The following is a 17850-nucleotide window of genomic DNA, read 5'->3' as shown; positions in this document are numbered from 1 at the left end:
GCAACCTCGGGACGAACGGGATACAGTGGAGCCGCACTCATCTGTGTTACCTCGGTGTAATAGTTGTTTTTGTATGGAATCGTTTGTAACTGTACCAGAGCGGGAAAAACCATACGACGATGGTAGTAGCGCGACGGGAAAATCTTCATGTGAACAGCGCGGAAGGCTCTAGCCCGCAGCTGCCGGCCCGGCCAGGGAAAACGGCGATAGCAGAGGCCGGGGGATTGTTACAGATTCTGGAAAAAGGCAAAAAAACTTTATCAAAACGCTATCTGTTTCCCTTAGTTGCCCAGGCATAAGATTCACCTCGCCAGCAACGGCAAGGCGATTAACTACTGGAAACAGCCCCCACGAAGGCAATCGGTTAATCCCCCTCTCATTCTGATAGTTGAACTTTGGCAGTACTCGCGGCGCCACAAACGCCGCGTGCCCCCTCACGACCTTAGACAGGTAAAATGAAAATGAAAGCTTTACTGGTATTGGTACTTGGCGGTCTTTGCGGCGCGGCGATGGCCGGCGAAGCAAACAATGTCGAGCAGATCCCGGTTGAACAGTACAGTTACTCGCAGCACCTGGACATTGCCCGTGTCATCTCCATGAGCGAAGTGCCCAACGTGTGTGAAGTCGTGCCCGCTCGCATGACCTACGAGGACTCCAAGGGCCAGAAGCACATTCTCGAATACCGCGTGATGGGGAACGGCTGCTCCAACGGCTAACCCTTGAGATTGGGCCCCTGGGGGGCCCTTCGCGGGCTCGCCTGCTCCCACAGGTATTGCACAGCTTTCGAATACTTCGCAGTACCTGTGGGAGCGGGCAAGCCCGCGAAGAATATTGCACACGATTAACAGGCTAATAATGCCTGGATTTAATCAGCTGACTTGCCCAGGGAATAATCCCTTAACTTATTGGCAATCGTAGTATGCGAAACCCCCAATCTTTTCCCTAATGCCCGGCTACTTGGAAACTCACCCATCAGACTTTCCAGTACGGCCTTTTCAAATCGTCCGACAATCTGCGCAAGATCCCCGTCCAGCGAAAACTCGCCCAACGGTTGCCGCACGCCATAATCCGGCAAGCGAATATGCTCCCCTTTCACCACCCCGCCCTCGCATAACGAAACCGCCTGGAACAACACGTTCTCCAGCTGCCGCACGTTACCCGGCCAGTGATACTGGCTGAGCTTGTCCATGGCCGCCGGCGCCAGGCGCGGCATGGCGCAGCCGATCTGCCGGCTGGCCTGGTCGAGAAAGTGCTGTACCAGACCTTCCAGTCCGTCCATGCACTCGCGTAACGGCGGAATGTGCAGCGACAGCACGTTGAGCCGGTGATACAGGTCCTGGCGGAACTCACCACGGGCGCACAGCTCGGACAGGTCAACCTGAGTGGCGCAGATCACCCGCACATCCAGGTACACCTCCTCATCACTGCCGACACGCCGGAAGCAACCATCCTGCAGAAAACGCAGCAGCTTCACCTGCAACCGCGGGCTCATCTCCCCTACCCCATCGAGGAACAGGGTACCGCCAGCGGTCAGTTCCAGCAGCCCCAGCTTGCCCTCGGCACGCGCACCCTCGAATGCCCCGGGCCCATAACCGAACAACTCGGTTTCGGCCATCGACTCCGGTAGGCCGGCACAGTTGAGCGCCATTAACGGCGCCTGGCCACGCGGGCTGGCCAGGTGGCAAGCACGGGCCAGCAATTCCTTGCCGGTGCCGGTCTCGCCTTCGATCAGCAACGGCGCATCCAGCGGCGCCATGCGCCGCGCCTCACGCACCACCGCTGCCATCACTCGCGAGCTCTGGAAGATGCTGTCGAAACCGCGCAGCTCCTGCTTGCGCACGTTATAGATGCGCTCACCGATGCGGTCGGCGCGATGCAGGGTCAACACGGCACCGGCCAGGGCTTCGCTGTCATCGTGCTCGGACTGCAGCGGCGCGATATCGGCTAGGAACACATCGCCCTTGACCTTGACGCGCAGGCCGTTGATCCGCGATTTGTTGGCACGTACGAGCTCAGGCAGGTCGAAATCCTCGACATAACGCGCCAGCGGCATGCCCGGCACTTCGTCGACGCGCACCCCGAGCAGCTGAGCCGCAGTGCGGTTGGCGGCCACGATGCTGCCGCCCATGTCGATCGACAATACCGGGAAGTCCAGCGCGCCGAGCAGCGCGTTGAGCTCCATGTGCCGGCGCTCGCTGGGCATCAGGCCGACGCGCTTGACCCCGAATACGCCGGCAATCGACTCGAATTTTGGCCGCAATGCCTGGAACTGCAGATTGATCAGGTTCGGGCAGTGCAGGTAGATAGCATTGCCATGGTCTCCCCCCACCTCACCGCGCAGCACGTTGATGCCGTATTCCACCAGCAGGTTGAGGATGTCGCGAAGGATGCCGATGCGGTTCTGGCAATGCACTTTGATACGCATGAATGCTCTCGAAGTAGCGAAGTTTTTCAACCCCGCACGGAAAAGTCGTAAAGATAAGCTGACAAAAACCTTGTAAAAGCCAGCTTGATGACCCGGATTTTCCGGCATGCCGGGCATTTTGTAAAATTATCGTTACGCAAGGCTGATCAAAGGGCACCTGCCAGGAGCGCCCGCCCCCGTGCAAATCGTCTGGTGAAGGGATATTCCTAAGTCATGTCGTGGACATAACAAGAAAGCCCTCACCAGGAGAGCCACATGAAACAGACGCAATACGTGGCACGCGAGCCCGATGCGCATGGTTTTATCGATTACCCGCAGCAAGAGCATGCGGTATGGAACACCCTGATCACCCGCCAGCTGAAAGTCATCGAAGGCCGCGCATGCCAGGAGTACCTGGACGGCATCGACCAGCTCAAGCTGCCCCATGACCGCATTCCGCAGCTGGGCGAGATCAACAAGGTGCTGGGCGCCACCACCGGCTGGCAGGTTGCCCGCGTGCCGGCACTGATCCCCTTCCAGACCTTCTTCGAATTGCTGGCCAGCAAGCGCTTCCCGGTTGCCACCTTCATCCGCACCCCGGAAGAACTGGACTATCTGCAGGAACCGGACATCTTCCACGAGATCTTCGGCCACTGCCCGCTGCTGACCAACCCGTTCTTCGCCGAATTCACCCATACCTACGGCAAGCTCGGCCTGGCCGCGACCAAGGAACAACGCGTGTACCTGGCGCGCCTGTACTGGATGACCATCGAGTTCGGCCTGATGGAGACCGCGCAAGGTCGCAAGATCTATGGCGGAGGTATCCTCTCCTCGCCGAAAGAGACCGTCTACAGTCTGTCTGGCGAGCCTGAGCACCAGGCCTTCGACCCGATCGAGTGCATGCGCACGCCGTACCGTATCGACATCTTGCAGCCGCTGTATTTCGTGCTGCCGAACATGAAGCGCCTGTTCGACCTGGCCCACGAAGACATCATGGCCATGGTCCAGCAAGCCATGCAGCTCGGGCTGCACGCCCCGAAATTTCCACCCAAGGTCGCTGCCTGAGCGCCTTGCCGATAACAACTCGAAGCGGAAAACACACCCATGAATGCCTTGAACCAAGCCCACTGCGAAGCCTGCCGCGCTGACGCACCCAAGGTCACCGACGAGGAACTGGCGGAACTGATCCGCGAGATCCCGGACTGGAACATCGAAGTCCGCGACGGCCACATGGAACTGGAGCGCGTGTTCCTGTTCAAGAACTTCAAGCAGGCCCTGGCGTTCACCAATGCCGTGGGCGAGATCGCCGAAGCCGAAGGCCACCACCCTGGCCTGATGACCGAATGGGGCAAGGTCACCGTGACCTGGTGGAGCCACTCGATCAAGGGCCTGCACCGCAATGACTTCATCATGTGCGCGCGCACCGACAAGGTCGCCGAGACGGCTGAAGGCCGTAAGTAAACACCACGAACAGGGCCTCAGGGCCCTGTTTTTTTGCCCGCAATCTGGCAGAAATCTGTCCGGTATCCGCCCGCAAAACCGACAAGCGACCGGGAAAAATTACAAACTGTCATCCAGACTTGTGTATCCTGCCCCAGCTTTACGAAGCTCCGAACGCGCCTGGCGCAGACTTTTCACTCACACTTGCGAGGAACGACGAGATGCATGAAATCCCGAATCTTCCCTTCCCAAGCCTGAACCCCGAAGAGCCATCCGTTACCGTCCACGCCGAACCGACGCCTGCCGTCGATCAGGATGGTGACGATCAATCCAGCGCTGACCAGGAATAAACCGCGCAACCCTCCGACTGTGTGAAAACGGCTGACCTGCGGGCTACCCCCGTCATCACGTTTTCACACCGTCACGAACCTCTGCCACGAAGACCCCCATGCCTGACTCACCGCGCCCTCTTGCGGTCACCCTGCAAGTCGTTTCCATCGTCCTTTTCACCTTCATCGGCTACCTGAACATCGGCATTCCCCTCGCCGTGTTGCCCGGCTACGTGCACAACGACCTCGGCTTCAGCGCCGTGATCGCGGGCCTGGTGATCAGCGTGCAGTACCTCGCCACCCTGCTCAGCCGCCCTACCGCCAGCCGCATCATCGACAACCTCGGCAGCAAGAAGGCGGTCATGTATGGCCTGGCTGGATGCGGCCTGAGCGGTGTGTTCATGCTGGCCTGCGCCTTCCTCACCGACCAGCCGTGGGTCAGCCTGGGCTGCCTGCTGGTCGGCCGCCTGGTGCTGGGCAGCGCGGAAAGCCTTGTAGGCTCCGGCTCGATCGGCTGGGGTATCGGCCGGGTCGGGGCCGAACACACGGCCAAGGTCATTTCCTGGAACGGCATCGCCAGCTATGGCGCGCTGGCCGTCGGTGCGCCAATGGGCGTTTTGATGGTCAAGAGCCTGGGGCTGTGGAGCATGGGGGTGAGCATCATCCTGTTGTGCGCCCTGGGCCTGCTGCTGGCATGGCCGAAACGCGCAGCGCCTGTTGTCAGCGGCAAGCGCCTGCCGTTCATGCAGGTGCTGGGCAAGGTGTTCCCGCATGGTTCAGGGCTTGCCCTGGGCTCGATCGGCTTTGGCACCATCGCCACCTTCATCACCCTGTATTACGCCAGCCGCGGTTGGGCCAATGCGGCACTGACCCTGAGCCTGTTCGGGGCCAGTTTCATCTGCGCGCGGTTGCTGTTCGGCAACCTGATCAACCGGATTGGCGGGTTCAGGGTGGCAATCGTTTGCCTTTCGGTGGAAACACTGGGGCTGTTGATGCTGTGGATGGCGCCCAATGCCGAGATGGCATTGGCAGGGGCAGCGCTGAGTGGCTTCGGCTTCTCGCTGGTATTCCCGGCGCTGGGCGTGGAAGCGGTGAACCAGGTATCGGCAGCCAACCGCGGGGCGGCGGTGGGGGCGTATTCGCTGTTCATCGATCTGTCGCTGGGGATTACCGGGCCGCTGGTGGGTGCGGTGGCATCGGGGTTCGGGTTTGCTTCGATGTTTCTGTTTGCTGCTGCAGCGGCTTGCTGTGGGCTGGTGTTGAGCCTGTATCTGTATCGCCAGGCTCGGCTGGGGCGCGGCCAGTAAAGCTGGGAGCGCTTTGCGCTCCTTTCGCGACACAAGGCCGCTCCTACAGGGGATCGCGTTCTCCTGTAGGAGCGGCCTTGTGTCGCGAAAGGGCTGCAACGCAGCCCCGTGCCCTGAAGATCAGCGCTTGGCGTACTGCAATACGACCTCAAGCGGGTGGCGCATCTGCCGCTCGGTCATGCGCTTGACCTGGCTGCGGCACGAGTAGCCAGTGGCCAGCGCCTCGCCTTCCTTGTCCAGCTTGGTCGCCCACGACTGCTCGAAGATGGTCCGCGAAGTCTCCTGGTTGCGCGCCTCGTGCCCGTAGGTACCGGACATGCCACAGCAGCCGGTCGCCTCGGTCACCAGCTTCAGCCCCAGACGGGCAAACACCTGCTCCCACTGCTTGGTGCTGGCCGGCACGTTGGTCTTCTCGGTGCAGTGCGCCATCAGACGGAAATTGCCAGGCGCGGTCTGCGCCTGCTCCGGCAGCACATCCATCAGCCATTCCTGCGGCAACTGCACCTGCGGGCAGGCTTTGAGGCCCGGCACCTTCTGGTACTCCTGGCGATAGACCAGGGTCATCGCCGGGTCCAGCCCCACCAGCGGCACTCCGCAGTCCGCCAGGGCCTTGAGCTGGGTCGCATTGCGGATCGCCGCCTTGGCGAAAGCACCGAGGAAGCCCTGCACGTGCAGTGGCTTGCCGTTGGCGCTGTACGGCGCCAGGAACACCCGGTGGCCCAGGCGATGGGCCAGCTCGATGAACGCGGCCAGCAGCGGCGTCTCGAAGTAGCGGGTGAAGGCATCCTGTACCAGCACGATGCTGCGCTCACGCTGGGCCGGGGTCAGTTCGCGCAGGGCTGGCACACTGGCCACGCCGACACGGCAGCGGGTCAGGGTCGACTGGAAGTTGAAGCGGCTGATCAGCGGGCTGTCGACCATGCCGACCTTGTCCGCCAGCAGCTTGCCGACCCACTTCGAGCCCATCACCGCGTTGTACAGGCCAGGTGCATGGGCCAGGTACGGGATGGTGAATTCCAGCGAGCCGATCAGGTAGTCACGCAGCGGGCGCTGGTAGCGGCCGTGGTACAGCTCAAGGAAGCGCGAGCGGAAGTCCGGCACGTTAACCTTGATCGGGCATTGCCCGGCGCACGATTTGCACGCCAGGCAGCCGGCCATGGCGTCGTACACCTCGTGGGAAAAGTCTTCCTGGCCCTGGTTGCGGGCGCGGTTGTTGCGCAGCCGCGCCGGCAGACCCTTGAGCCACGACACCTTGTTGCGCGCTGCCGCCAGCACGTCGATGTTGGCCTCGCCCTGCAGGCGCAGCCATTCGCGCATCAGCGAGGCACGGCCCTTGGGCGAATGCTGGCGTTCGCGGGTGGCCTTCCACGAAGGGCACATGGCATCGTTGGGGTCGTAGTTGTAGCAGGCGCCGTTGCCGTTGCAATGCACGGCGCTGGGGAAGTCCTGCCACACGCGCTCGTCGATGGTGCGGTCGAGGTCACCACGCAGGGTCACGCCGTCGACCTTGGTCAGGCCCTCGGCGCTGTCCGGCGGCGTGCAGATCTTGCCCGGATTGAGCTGGTTGTGCGGGTCGAAGGCGCCCTTCAGCCGCTGCAGCGCCGGGTACAGTTCACCGAAGTACTCCGGCACGTATTCCGAACGCAGTCCCTTGCCGTGCTCACCCCACAGCAGGCCTCCGTAGCTTTTGGTCAGCGCCGCCACTGCATCGGAAATCGGCTTGACCAAGGCGGCCTGGGCCGGGTCTTTCATGTCCAGCGCCGGGCGCACGTGCAGCACGCCGGCATCGACGTGGCCGAACATGCCGTAGGCCAGGCCGTAGCCATCGAGCAGCGCACGGAAGTCAGCGATGTAGTCCGCCAGTTGCTCCGGCGGCACGGCCGTGTCTTCCACGAACGGCTGCGGGCGCACTTCGCCCTCGACGTTGCCCAGCAGGCCCACCGAGCGCTTGCGCATGGTGTAGACGCGAGTCACCGCCTCGGCGCCCTCGGCCAGGGTGTGGCCCAGGCGCTCGACGCTGGTGTCGCTCTGCAGGTGGTCGATGAACGCCTGGACCCGGGCGTTGACCTCGGCCGGCTCGTCGCCGCAGAACTCCACCAGGTTGATGCCCAGGGTCTGGCGCTCGGGGTCGGCCGGGAAGTATTCGGCCACGCTGTGCCAGACGATGTCCTTCATCGCCAGCATCAGCACCTTGGAGTCGACCGTTTCGATCGACAGCGGCTTGAGCGCCATCAGTGCGTTGGCGTCGCGCAGCGCGTCCATGAAGCTTGTGTAGCGCACGTTGACCAGCACGGCGTATTTCGGGATCGGCAGCACATTGAGCTTGGCTTCGACCACATAGCCCAGCGAACCCTCGGCACCGCACAGCACGCTGTTGAGGTTGAATCGGCCCTGCTCGTCACGCAGATGCGCGAGGTCATAGCCGGTCAGGCAGCGATTGAGCTTGGGGAAGGTGCTTTCAATCAGATCGGCCTGGGTTTCCTGGATCTCCCGGGCCATGCGGTACACCTCGCCGACCCGGCCGGGCGCGGCGCAGGCCTGCGCCAGCGCGGCGTCGTCGATCGGCAGGCTGTGCAGGCGCTCGCCACCAAGCAGCACGCTGTGCAGCTCCAGCACGTGATCGCGGGTCTTGCCGTAGGTGCAGCTGCCCTGGCCGCTGGCGTCGGTGTTGATCATGCCGCCGACGGTAGCGCGGTTGGAGGTGGACAGCTCAGGGGCGAAGAACAGACCGTGGGGCTTGAGCGCTGCGTTGAGCTGGTCCTTGACGGTACCGGCCTGGACCCGCACCCAGCGCTCCTCGACGTTGATTTCGAGGATCTGGTTCATGTGCCGCGACAGGTCGACGACGATACCGTCAGTCAGCGACTGGCCGTTGGTGCCGGTGCCGCCACCACGCGGCGTCAGCTTGACCTGCTGGAAGCGCGGCTCGCCCATCAGCGTGGCAACGCGCGCCACATCGTCGGCGTCCAGCGGGAACACCGCCGCCTGGGGCAGGCGCTGGTAGATCGAGTTGTCGGTGGCCAGCACCGTACGGGTGCCGTAGTCGGCGCTGATCTGGCCGCGGAAGCCGCTGTTGCGCAAGGCTTCGAGGAATTCGGGGTAGTTGGCGCTCGGCGCAAGGGTCGACAGCTGGGCGATCATCGAAGGATGGCCTCTTGATATGGGCTAATTCACGGGAATCCTGTCGTGCCGGCATGCATTGTTTCATGCAGGGATGACGTATAGGCCAATGTTCCTGTAGTTTCGCTTCGGGGGCAAACGGATAATCCTGCCGCTATCAATGACTTTTATGAATGAATTACCGCCACCTGACTCCGTCCATGTCGCTGCTGCTGGCTTTCGAGGCCGCTGCCCGGCATGAAAGCTACACCCGCGCCGCCGCCGAACTGTCACTGACCCAGAGCGCGGTCAGCCGCCAGGTACAAGCGTTGGAGCAGCAACTGGGCCTGACCCTGTTCCGCCGCGAGGGCCGCCAGGTGCAGCTGACCGACGTCGGCCGGCTGTACCAGCGCGAGTTGAGCGAAGCACTGGGGCGCATCCGCAGCGCCACCTTGCAAGCGCTGGCCTACCAGTCCGGGGTCGGCACACTGCGGCTGGCCACCCTGCCCACCTTCGGCTCGAAGTGGCTGCTGCCGCGCCTGCATGCGTTCTACAGCGCCCACCCGGGCATGCTGGTACATATTCATTCACGCATCGAAGCGATCAACTTCGACACCAGCGAAATCGACGCCGCCATCGGCGTGGCCAGCCATGACTTACCGGGGCTCATCTGCCATCGCCTGCATGCCGAGGAACTGGTGGTGATCCTACCGCCTGAGGCCGGCGCCGATACCCAGGGCTGGGGACCAGCGCGCATCAGCCAGGAGGTGCTGCTCAACGTGGCCAACAACCCGCATGCCTGGGGCGAATGGTTCTCGCACCATGGCCTGCCGCACCGGGCGATGCGCCTGGGACCAAGTTTCGAATTGACCTCGCACCTGATCCAGGCGGTACGGGCCGGGATCGGGATCGGCCTGGTGCCAAGAATCCTGGTTGATGAAGAACTGAGCAAGGGCGAGCTGTACAGCCCCGGCAGCGCTATTGCCAGCCAGCGTAGCTATTACCTGGTCTACCCTTCGCGAAATGAAGCGCTGCCGTCGCTGAAGGCTTTTCGTGGCTGGCTGCTGGGGCAGATATAGGGAGTAAGCACTCCTGGAATTGCGCCTGCCCCCGCAACATTCATTCAGTGATGTTAACATTCCACATATATGCCGCGCGCTGCATGGCCGCCTCGGTCAACGCCATACGCTGATCATGCAACCAGTCCGCCTCCCACTTGTTAAATGCCTCCATGCCCTCTGCATCATCGGCCTCATGTAATCGATTCTTTTCGATGATTCGTTGTGCTGGTAACTTGAAGCGTGCAGGCGACGTCTGCTCAAGGTATTTTCGCCAGTACGCTTGCTCACAAAACCATGGGGCCATTTCGGCAACCACTTGATGCTCCCGGATGTCCCTCAACACCCCAGGACGGTCTACAGCCCTTCGGTCAAACTCACCGGTAAAACGCATAACAGGACGGCGGATGGGAAGTTGCAGGTCATCGTACAGCTCGATTCGATACATCAACTGCACGTCGACCGACTTCGCAGCCATTCCCAAACTAAAAGCATGCATCGAAGAAAACTCATCCAGCTTTTGCATCCGCCAAAATTGACCACCGACCCTCAACAACTCTGCCTCCGAGTGAGCTTCAGGATTTCGGATAAGCCTCCACGTCTGGATCTTCATCTCAAGATCGATAAAATGAGATAGCGCATCATCACCACAGGCATTGACCTCCGACTCCCTGAAAAAATCAGCCCTGAAGCTGTATTGCTCACGGGTGTCGGCCATCAGTCTTTCCCTGCCTGCATTCAATCCAGTCTCCTGCGCCAGCTTGTTTTCAACGATCGTGGCAAGTTCATCCTCCGTGATCACAAGCGAATCGCCGGCTTCCTTGATCGCCTCCATCATTTCCTGCACCCGATAAGCAAGCTCATTCGCACCGTTGTCAGAGGCGAACTCTGCAGATGTACTCAAGCGTTTGAGCAGGTCGAAAAAATTATGCGAGCCGGGCAGTTCTTCAATACTCTGCCACAACGATGCCAGATCATCCCTGAACTCCAGATCCACAGCGTCCTCCCACTGATAACGCTGAGGCACAGGATTCAGAATACTCTCTGGGTCATACCACCGCCTCACTGTTTCACCGCGCATTCCTACCCGGAATCTTCCCCTGCGCACGATGGGTGACGCCCAAAAGTCCGGGTCGAATGAGGTGATAGTACTGTCTGTCAGTTCTAACCTTGACAATTTCTGGTGCCTCAACACTCCCCCCGGCATGCCCGGGAGTCGGGTAGAACGAAGCAACAATGATCTCAACTCCGGCATCCCGCTGATTGAAAAGCCTACTTTAAGCGGGTTATTGGACAAGTTTAGGTACAACAGCGCCGTGCAACTTTCCAGCACCTCCACCTGCCGGGCGTCCAGTTTAATTCTGTTCCCTGACAAGTCCAATGACCTCAACTGCCCACGAAGAAAGGGGGGCAAGGAAATATTGCGAATTTCACCATTGGTCAGGTCAAGCTCCTGCAAGTTCGGGAACGCACGAAAAAACTTCTCGGGAATTTCCGTCAACTCGGAGTCTCTCAGCGCGAACTGGGTAACGTGTGGAAAGACGATGGACTCCGGGAGCTCAGGAAGCTGCTGAAACCCCATCCCTATATCCCATAGCGCGCTTGGCACCTTGAGATCCAGAAATTTTCCGAGTATCGAAACACGCCACCGCGCAATCAGTGTTTTGCGAAAGCCATAACGCGCCAACCATTCAAGCTTGAACGCACCGAGCCGCTGCCAACGCGTCAAGCTTGTTTTCAATACTTTAAGCTGGCTCTCAAATTCACGTATTGCCGTCTCGGCATTCTCAGGCCCCGCTGCACTGAGCCACGCCTCGATCTGCTCGTCACTGGCACCAGCGCACAACGTTCGTAGCCGGGCTGGTAGCGCGGCGGGCGGACGGCTGCCGAACAACCGACCGCCGCCTGAAAGTGGATAACCTATCCTGCCATCATCTAGACGCCTGGGCAGCAAGAAGGGCGCCGTAGGGTGGTCACCTCCAAACAGCTTCTCGATGCCCTGCCGTCCTGTTACCCACTGCCTCGCCACTGCTTGCCGAAGGCTGATGGCAAAGGGCTCTTCAAGCCCCATGGCAGCTCGCTCTACTGTGCTGAATGTATCAGCCAGGGTTTCAAACAGTTCTCCTGGTGAACTTTCATCGTTGCCCTGCGCATCTCGCAACCAGAACGCACCGTCTTGGTAGAGCAAGTTTGATCCAGTGTGCTGGCTGCTCGTCGCGGGAAATGCCAATCGGCCTTGCGCATCTATCAAGTGCCAGCTTTTGTCAGCAGGCACGCCAGGCAGCCCCTGCAAAAGCTTGAGCACCGCCCTGGCAAAATCGAACGTCTGCGGCACGTCGATCCACAAGCCTTCCCCCACTCGCGCCACCCTAATACGCAAAACCCGCTCCCGCGCGGCCAACGCCATGGCCAGCGGCACACGCCCGGAATCTGCCATCTGGATGCGCTGGGCCTCACTCGCTTCCTCCACCATCTGCTTCGCAGCCAGTTGGTGCAGGCTGGCAAAGGCCCGCCGCAAAGGACGAGTAGTTTCATCCATAATGTCCAAAGGGTCATAAAGCATCTGGAACAGCTGCCGTCGATGATCGGCAACGACTTGCGCCAGGCCATCATCCGCCAACCCGGCGGAACCAGGGAGCTCAAGCGCCTTGAGCAATAAAGGCTGGTCCGCGATCTGCTCACCGGACCGCAAGCATCGCTGCAGATCAGCCACACGCTCGGCCATCAGGAACCGGTTTACGGTATCAATCAGCTCAACCTCAGGAGCCTGGCCAAAAACGTGCAACGCTCTCAGATGCAAATCGCTGAGGCCATGCACGGCAATCACATGGTCAACCAAGCTGCGCGGAAGCCGAGCGCATTGGCTGCCCAGTCGGCTGAACATCCTTTGAGTATCACTCCATTGCTCTGGCCGCTCGCTCCAGAGCCGCCATGCCCCGGCGCCATTGTGCTCCAGCTGAGGCGAATGATTCGCGTGCGGACGAAGGTACCATTCCCCGTCAACGCGTTCACTTACCTGGTAGTAATCCCCATCCATCTCAATCCAGCTGTGCACGTCCTGGCGGTAGATACCCTGCGCATCAACCACCGCAGTCACTGGTGGTGGCTGACTTACATAAGGTGCAAGATCCTGGTTCCACAGCTTTTCATTGCCGTCTTCCAGTACAGCAGGCACCATGTCGTCCACCATTACCGCACGCTGCCACACATGTCGCATGGTCGCACCTGCTGCTCCCACCGCCGCCACCATGGCCAGGCTCTTGCCCACGTTGAGCAGGTGGTCCAGCGCTGCAGCATCGTCACCCTCGCGCCAATCCGCCACAGCTTGAAACGTCTCGTCCAGCAGGTCCCAGGCCATCACCGCCAGCAGGATCACGCCCAATTGCGGCACAAAAAGGCTCGCAAGCGTCAAGCCCGCCCATCCCTCGGCGGCCATGCGCCGGTCATGCTCCGCCTGCGCAGCAGCGTCGACCTGAGCCACAGGGACCGCAATCATTGAAGCGTCATCCATGATCTGCCTGATCCGCCCAATCGCCAGTCCCTGGAATAGCGAATCCAGATCACGCGTCATGTGTTGATCCAAGTCCCGGGTAGCAAAGTCGGCGATATCGCCCAGTCGTTTCTGCACTTCGGAAAAAAAATGCTGGCTGTCACGCCTGCGCACAAAGCGACTGAAAAACTTGCGATACTGCTCATCGCGCAAACGACGCCCCAGCACCCTGCGGGCAAACGTCTCGAGATCGTTGCTCACGCTCCAGGGGCCTTGCGGATCGGCAGGTATGTAAACCAGCACGGCTTTGCTGGTATTACGGAAAAACCCCTCATCGATCACATCGAACACAACAATCTGCTGAAGCTCGCAACCCAGTATCTGCAGTTTTCTGGCAACCACGGGCGCACCCGCCAGTCGGCCAGGGAGGCCTTGACGATAGACGTCGATCACCCACTCCAGTTGCACCTCACTGAGGACACCATCCGAGTGCGCCTTGAGCGCATCGACCAGCATCATCGAACGTATCTGCCTTTGCAGCAATTCAGCAAAGCCCTGCCCGTTAGCACCGCTCTCCCCTGGCGACTTCAGTACAGATTGCAAGTGCTTCTGGTATTGAGCGCCAATATCAAGACTGCGGCATGCCTGGACAAATGCCGTGGCTGAGAGCTGAGCATCTGTGTTGCCGACCATGTCGACCACGCAATCCCCTTTCATCGTGATGTGGTCATAGCTGAAGTTCTGTAAAGCCGCCCATAGCAACGAAATGTCGTACCAGTCGCGGTCTTGAATCGGTAGCCGACTGGTAGCCCAATGCACGGTGGGCGATGCATAGGTGTACCACTGCCGCAGAAACAGCTTATCGGGTGCCGTACTCAGCCCAAACCGATCAACAATTCGTTGCTTGGCGAACTCATCGATGTTTTGCACCCTGGAAAAAATTGCAGAGAGTTGCCGACGCGTTGCAAGCCCAGCGTGCAACGCCTCGCTCAACAAGGCAAACCGCGCAGGGTCGAGTTTTTTCAACCAACCAGGAAGGCGTCTGGTGATAAAGCCATCCTGAAAGCTGCGCAGTTGCGCACTTGCATCAGACAGTGTGGAGTGAGGATTATCGGTAGTCATGTGTGCCTGAGACCCTGCTCGCAAATAGCTGCAGCATTGGCTAAGGGGGGCTGCACCAGGCACTATTCGGCTACTACCCGGCATCGTCTGCCGGGCTTTGGGACAAGGCAAAAAAAACCCGAAGCCAGGCACCTGGCTTCGGGTTTCACGACTAGCTCTAGCGGCTTACTTGGCCGCGTGACCGGCAGTCCGACCCGCCTGCGCCTGGCGACGCGGCTTGACCATGTACACCACAAACATCGCAAACAGCCAGACCGGAATCGCATACACCGACACCTGGATGCCCGGGATCATCAGCATGATGCCGAGGATCAATACCACAAAGGCCAGCACCACATAGTTGCCGTACGGGTACCACAGCGCCTTGAACAGCGGCTTCTGGCCGCTGCGGTCCACATGCTGGCGGAACTTCAGGTGCGAGTAGCTGATCATCGCCCAGTTGATCACCAGGGTCGCCACTACCAGCGACATCAGCAGTTCCAGGGCGTTCTGCGGCATCAGGTAGTTGAGCAGCACGGCGATCAGGGTCACCGCCGCAGACACCAGGATCGAACGCACCGGCACGCCGCGCTTGTCGACCTTGGCCAGCGAAGCCGGGGCATCGCCCTGCTCGGCCATGCCCAGCAGCATGCGGGCGTTGCAGTAGGTACCGCTGTTGTACACCGACAGCGCTGCGGTCAGCACCACGAAGTTCAGCAGGTTGGCGGCCACGTCACTGCCCAGCAGCGAAAACACCTGCACGAACGGGCTACTGCCATAGCTGCCACCGGAAGCGTCGATGCTGGCGACCAGGTTATCCCACGGGGTCAGCGACAGCAGCACCACCAGGGCACCGACATAGAAGATCAGGATGCGGTAGATGACCTGGTTGATCGCCTTGGGGATCACGGTTTTCGGCTTATCGGCTTCGGCAGCGGTAAAGCCGAGCATTTCCAAGCCACCGAAGGAGAACATGATGAAGGCCAGGGCCATCACCAGCCCGCTGACACCGTTCGGGAAGAACCCGCCGTGCGACCACAGGTTGGCCACGGTAGCCTCTGGGCCGCCGCTGCCGCTGGTCAACAGGTAGGCACCCAGGCCGATCATGCTGACAATGGCGACCACCTTGATGATGGCGAACCAGAATTCGGCCTCACCGAAGAACTTCACGTTCATCAGGTTGATGGCGTTGATCAGCAAGAAGAACGCGGCAGCGGTAACCCAGGTCGGGATCTCCGGCCACCAGTAGTGGACATACTTGCCGACCGCCGAAAGCTCCGACATCCCTACCAGAATGTACAGTACCCAGCAGTTCCAGCCCGACAGGAAGCCGGCGAAGCCGCCCCAGTAGGTGTGCGCAAAGTGGCTGAAGGAACCGGCCACCGGCTCTTCGACGATCATCTCGCCGAGCTGGCGCATGATCATGAAAGCGATGAAGCCGCAGATAGCGTAGCCAAGGATCATCGACGGGCCGGCGGATTTCATCACGCCTGCCGAGCCGAGAAACAGGCCGGTACCAATCGCGCCGCCGAGGGCGATCAACTGGATGTGGCGGTTCTTCAGGCCCCGTTTGAGCTCGCCTGAATGCATGTTTTGTCCACTCATGAACGAAGTCACCTGCATTGTTTTTATCTGTGACGGAATCGGACCCACCGCGCTCGTGGCGCAGCGGAATGGGCAAGGTGGTTACCTTGGGTTTCTTGCCAACGGTTGCCGCCGGGGCGGATCAGCCAGGTATGGGCAAGAGTGCGCGGTACGCAAGAGGGTCACAGGTAAAACGCGGCGCACTGTATACCCCTGCAAACGCGCAGACGTCAACGCGTTGCATCGTTTCCTCGGGAAAAAACGCAGCGATCCTGTGGTAGGAGCCTGAAAAGGCGAAGTGATCGGCGTACATGGCGCCTCCATTTGTTGTTCTGTTGGCCCGGCTCTGCGGTCGGGCTTTTGCACACGGCAATGAGCGCTATATCACCGTGGTACGGGGGTTTGGGCAAGATGGAGCCTGATCGAGGTTGGGGCCTGGTGACGCAAGGCGCGGCAAGTTCTGTTTACACGAACAGGGAAAATCCGGAATGCGGGCTGAATTCGGCTAGTTCTGTATAAGTTTCTTTACATAGTGGTTTGGAAACTTGCCAGTCGTCCGAAAATTTCTTTTTCTTCAATATCTTGGGGCCGCTTCGCGACACAAGGCCGCTCCTACAAGAGCTGCATGCTTTCTGTAGGAGCGGCCTTGTGTCGCGAAAGGGCCGCAAAGCAGCCCCTACTTCTCGCAGGCATAAAAAAACCAGCCCGAGGGCTGGTTTGTCATTGCTGCACAGAGCGATCAACCGCGAGGCTTGCTGCGGCCACGGCTGGCCGGCTTGTCACCGTCTGGTTTGCCCGGGCGCTTGCGCATTTCGCTCGGGCGTTCGGCCACGGCGCTGCCACGGCTGCCTTTGCGCGGCGCTTCGTCGCGCGACTGACGTGCTGGGCGCTCACCCGAGGTATCACGTGGCTGACGTGCCGGACGCTCAGCGGCTGTAGCACCACCTTCATGGGCCGGGCGCAGGCTGCGAACACGCTCGTTGCGCCCCATCGGCCGGCTCGACTTGCGCTGCAGGCGCTCCATCTTGTCCTTGGCCTTGAGGTTCAGGGTCGGCAGCGCTACCGGCTGCAAGCCCACTTCAGCGGCGAGAATGTCGATTTCGCCCTGGGTCATTTCGCGCCAACGGCCCATCGGCAGGTCGGAGTTGAGGAACACCGGGCCGAAACGCACCCGCTTCAGGCGGCTGACCACCATGCCCTGCGATTCCCACAGGCGGCGTACTTCGCGGTTACGGCCTTCCATCACCACGCAGTGGTACCAGTGGTTGAAGCCTTCGCCACCCGGCGCCTTCTGGATGTCGGTGAACTTTGCCGGGCCGTCTTCGAGCATCACGCCCGCTTTCAGGCGATCGATCATCTCGTCGTCGACTTCACCCCGCACGCGCACGGCGTACTCGCGGTCCATCTCGTAGGACGGGTGCATCAGGCGGTTGGCCAGTTCGCCGTCGGTGGTGAACAGCAGCAGGCCGGTGGTGTTGATGTCCAGGCGGCCGATGTTGATCCAGCGGCCTTCCTTCGGCCGCGGCAGGCGGTCGAACACGGTCGGGCGGCCTTCCGGGTCGTCACGGGTGCAGATCTCGCCATCGGGCTTGTTGTACATGATCACCCGGCGCGTGGCCTCGGCGGCCTCTTCGCGCTTGATCAGCTTGCCGTCGACGGTGATGGCGTCGTGCAGGTCGACGCGCAGGCCGAGGGTGGCCTCGACGCCGTTGACCTTGATGCGGCCCTGGCTGATCCAGGCTTCGACGTCACGGCGCGAACCGACGCCGATGCGCGCCAGCACTTTCTGCAGCTTTTCGCCGGCTGGCGGGGTGATTTCGGTATTTTGCAGGTCTTGCTCACTCATCTGGGCACCTCCCGGTGTAGGAATGAAAACAGGGTTCTGGCGGCGAACGCGCCAAAAGGCCGCGCATCATACGCGGTTCGATGGGGGAACGCACTGCAGGGTAGAGGGTTTTGTGGGCCTTTGGAGAGATTTCTGCCTAATGGTGAGATGTTGCCGGTGTCGGGGGGGTTTGGGGGGGGGCTCTGGAGAAAA

General features: G+C 60.7%; 11 protein-coding genes. 6 read left to right on the top strand and 5 right to left on the bottom strand.

The genetic code is table 11. From position 1 onward, the window contains the following. The first annotated feature begins 461 nt into the window (after positions 1-461). Positions 462-716, top strand: coding sequence for a DUF2790 domain-containing protein (locus tag ACLEJU_RS27870; protein ID WP_085675843.1), 255 nt, complete (start codon positions 462-464; stop codon positions 714-716). Between the two features lie 149 nt (positions 717-865). Here ACLEJU_RS27870 and ACLEJU_RS27865 read toward each other — a convergent pair whose 3' ends face one another. Next, positions 866-2425 carry a sigma-54-dependent transcriptional regulator gene (locus ACLEJU_RS27865; RefSeq protein WP_435425633.1) on the bottom strand — a complete coding sequence of 520 codons (1560 nt, stop codon included), beginning with the start codon at positions 2423-2425 and terminating at the stop codon, positions 866-868. A gap of 255 nt (positions 2426-2680) precedes the next feature. On the opposite strand from ACLEJU_RS27865, the gene phhA reads away from it, so the two are divergent. The 4 genes from phhA to ACLEJU_RS27845 all read left to right on the top strand — a co-directional run bounded on the left by phhA (position 2681) and on the right by ACLEJU_RS27845 (position 5480). Continuing rightward, positions 2681-3469, top strand: a complete 789-nt coding sequence (gene phhA, locus ACLEJU_RS27860) for a phenylalanine 4-monooxygenase (protein WP_343596246.1) — start codon at positions 2681-2683, stop codon at positions 3467-3469. A 39-nt stretch (positions 3470-3508) separates the two neighbouring features. Beyond that, the gene (locus tag ACLEJU_RS27855; protein WP_060508389.1) at positions 3509-3865 is read left to right on the top strand and encodes a 4a-hydroxytetrahydrobiopterin dehydratase; all 357 of its coding nucleotides are present in this window, start codon (positions 3509-3511) and stop codon (positions 3863-3865) included. A gap of 200 nt (positions 3866-4065) precedes the next feature. After that, the gene (locus tag ACLEJU_RS27850; RefSeq protein WP_256587427.1) at positions 4066-4194 is read left to right on the top strand and encodes a hypothetical protein; all 129 of its coding nucleotides are present in this window, start codon (positions 4066-4068) and stop codon (positions 4192-4194) included. A gap of 98 nt (positions 4195-4292) precedes the next feature. Next, positions 4293-5480, top strand: coding sequence for an MFS transporter (locus tag ACLEJU_RS27845; protein ID WP_435425634.1), 1188 nt, complete (start codon positions 4293-4295; stop codon positions 5478-5480). Positions 5481-5600: 120 nt separating this feature from the next. Here the strand turns inward: ACLEJU_RS27845 and ydiJ are convergent, their stop codons facing one another. Beyond that, positions 5601-8621, bottom strand: coding sequence for a D-2-hydroxyglutarate dehydrogenase YdiJ (ydiJ, locus tag ACLEJU_RS27840; protein ID WP_435425437.1), 3021 nt, complete (start codon positions 8619-8621; stop codon positions 5601-5603). 152 nt (positions 8622-8773) lie between these two features. Here ydiJ and ACLEJU_RS27835 point away from each other — a divergent pair, with 152 nt between their 5' ends. Continuing rightward, positions 8774-9658, top strand: coding sequence for a LysR substrate-binding domain-containing protein (locus ACLEJU_RS27835; RefSeq protein WP_435425438.1), 885 nt, complete (start codon positions 8774-8776; stop codon positions 9656-9658). A gap of 40 nt (positions 9659-9698) precedes the next feature. Here ACLEJU_RS27835 and ACLEJU_RS27830 read toward each other — a convergent pair whose 3' ends face one another. From ACLEJU_RS27830 to rluB, 3 genes are all read right to left on the bottom strand, one after another. After that, positions 9699-14249, bottom strand: coding sequence for a dermonecrotic toxin domain-containing protein (locus tag ACLEJU_RS27830; RefSeq protein WP_435425439.1), 4551 nt, complete (start codon positions 14247-14249; stop codon positions 9699-9701). Between the two features lie 165 nt (positions 14250-14414). Continuing rightward, positions 14415-15833: an amino acid permease gene (locus tag ACLEJU_RS27825; protein WP_435425440.1), complete on the bottom strand. Its 1419-nt coding sequence runs from the start codon at positions 15831-15833 to the stop codon at positions 14415-14417. A 718-nt stretch (positions 15834-16551) separates the two neighbouring features. Next, positions 16552-17658: a 23S rRNA pseudouridine(2605) synthase RluB gene (gene rluB / locus ACLEJU_RS27820; RefSeq protein WP_435425441.1), complete on the bottom strand. Its 1107-nt coding sequence runs from the start codon at positions 17656-17658 to the stop codon at positions 16552-16554. Between the last annotated feature and the right edge of the window lie 192 nt (positions 17659-17850).

This window comes from Pseudomonas sp. SMN11 (assembly GCF_052041945.1).
In the GTDB taxonomy this organism is placed as follows: Bacteria; Pseudomonadota; Gammaproteobacteria; order Pseudomonadales; family Pseudomonadaceae; genus Aquipseudomonas.
The sequence above is the reverse complement of the archived record's forward strand: the minus strand, read 5'-3'. Positions and strand labels throughout refer to the sequence as shown.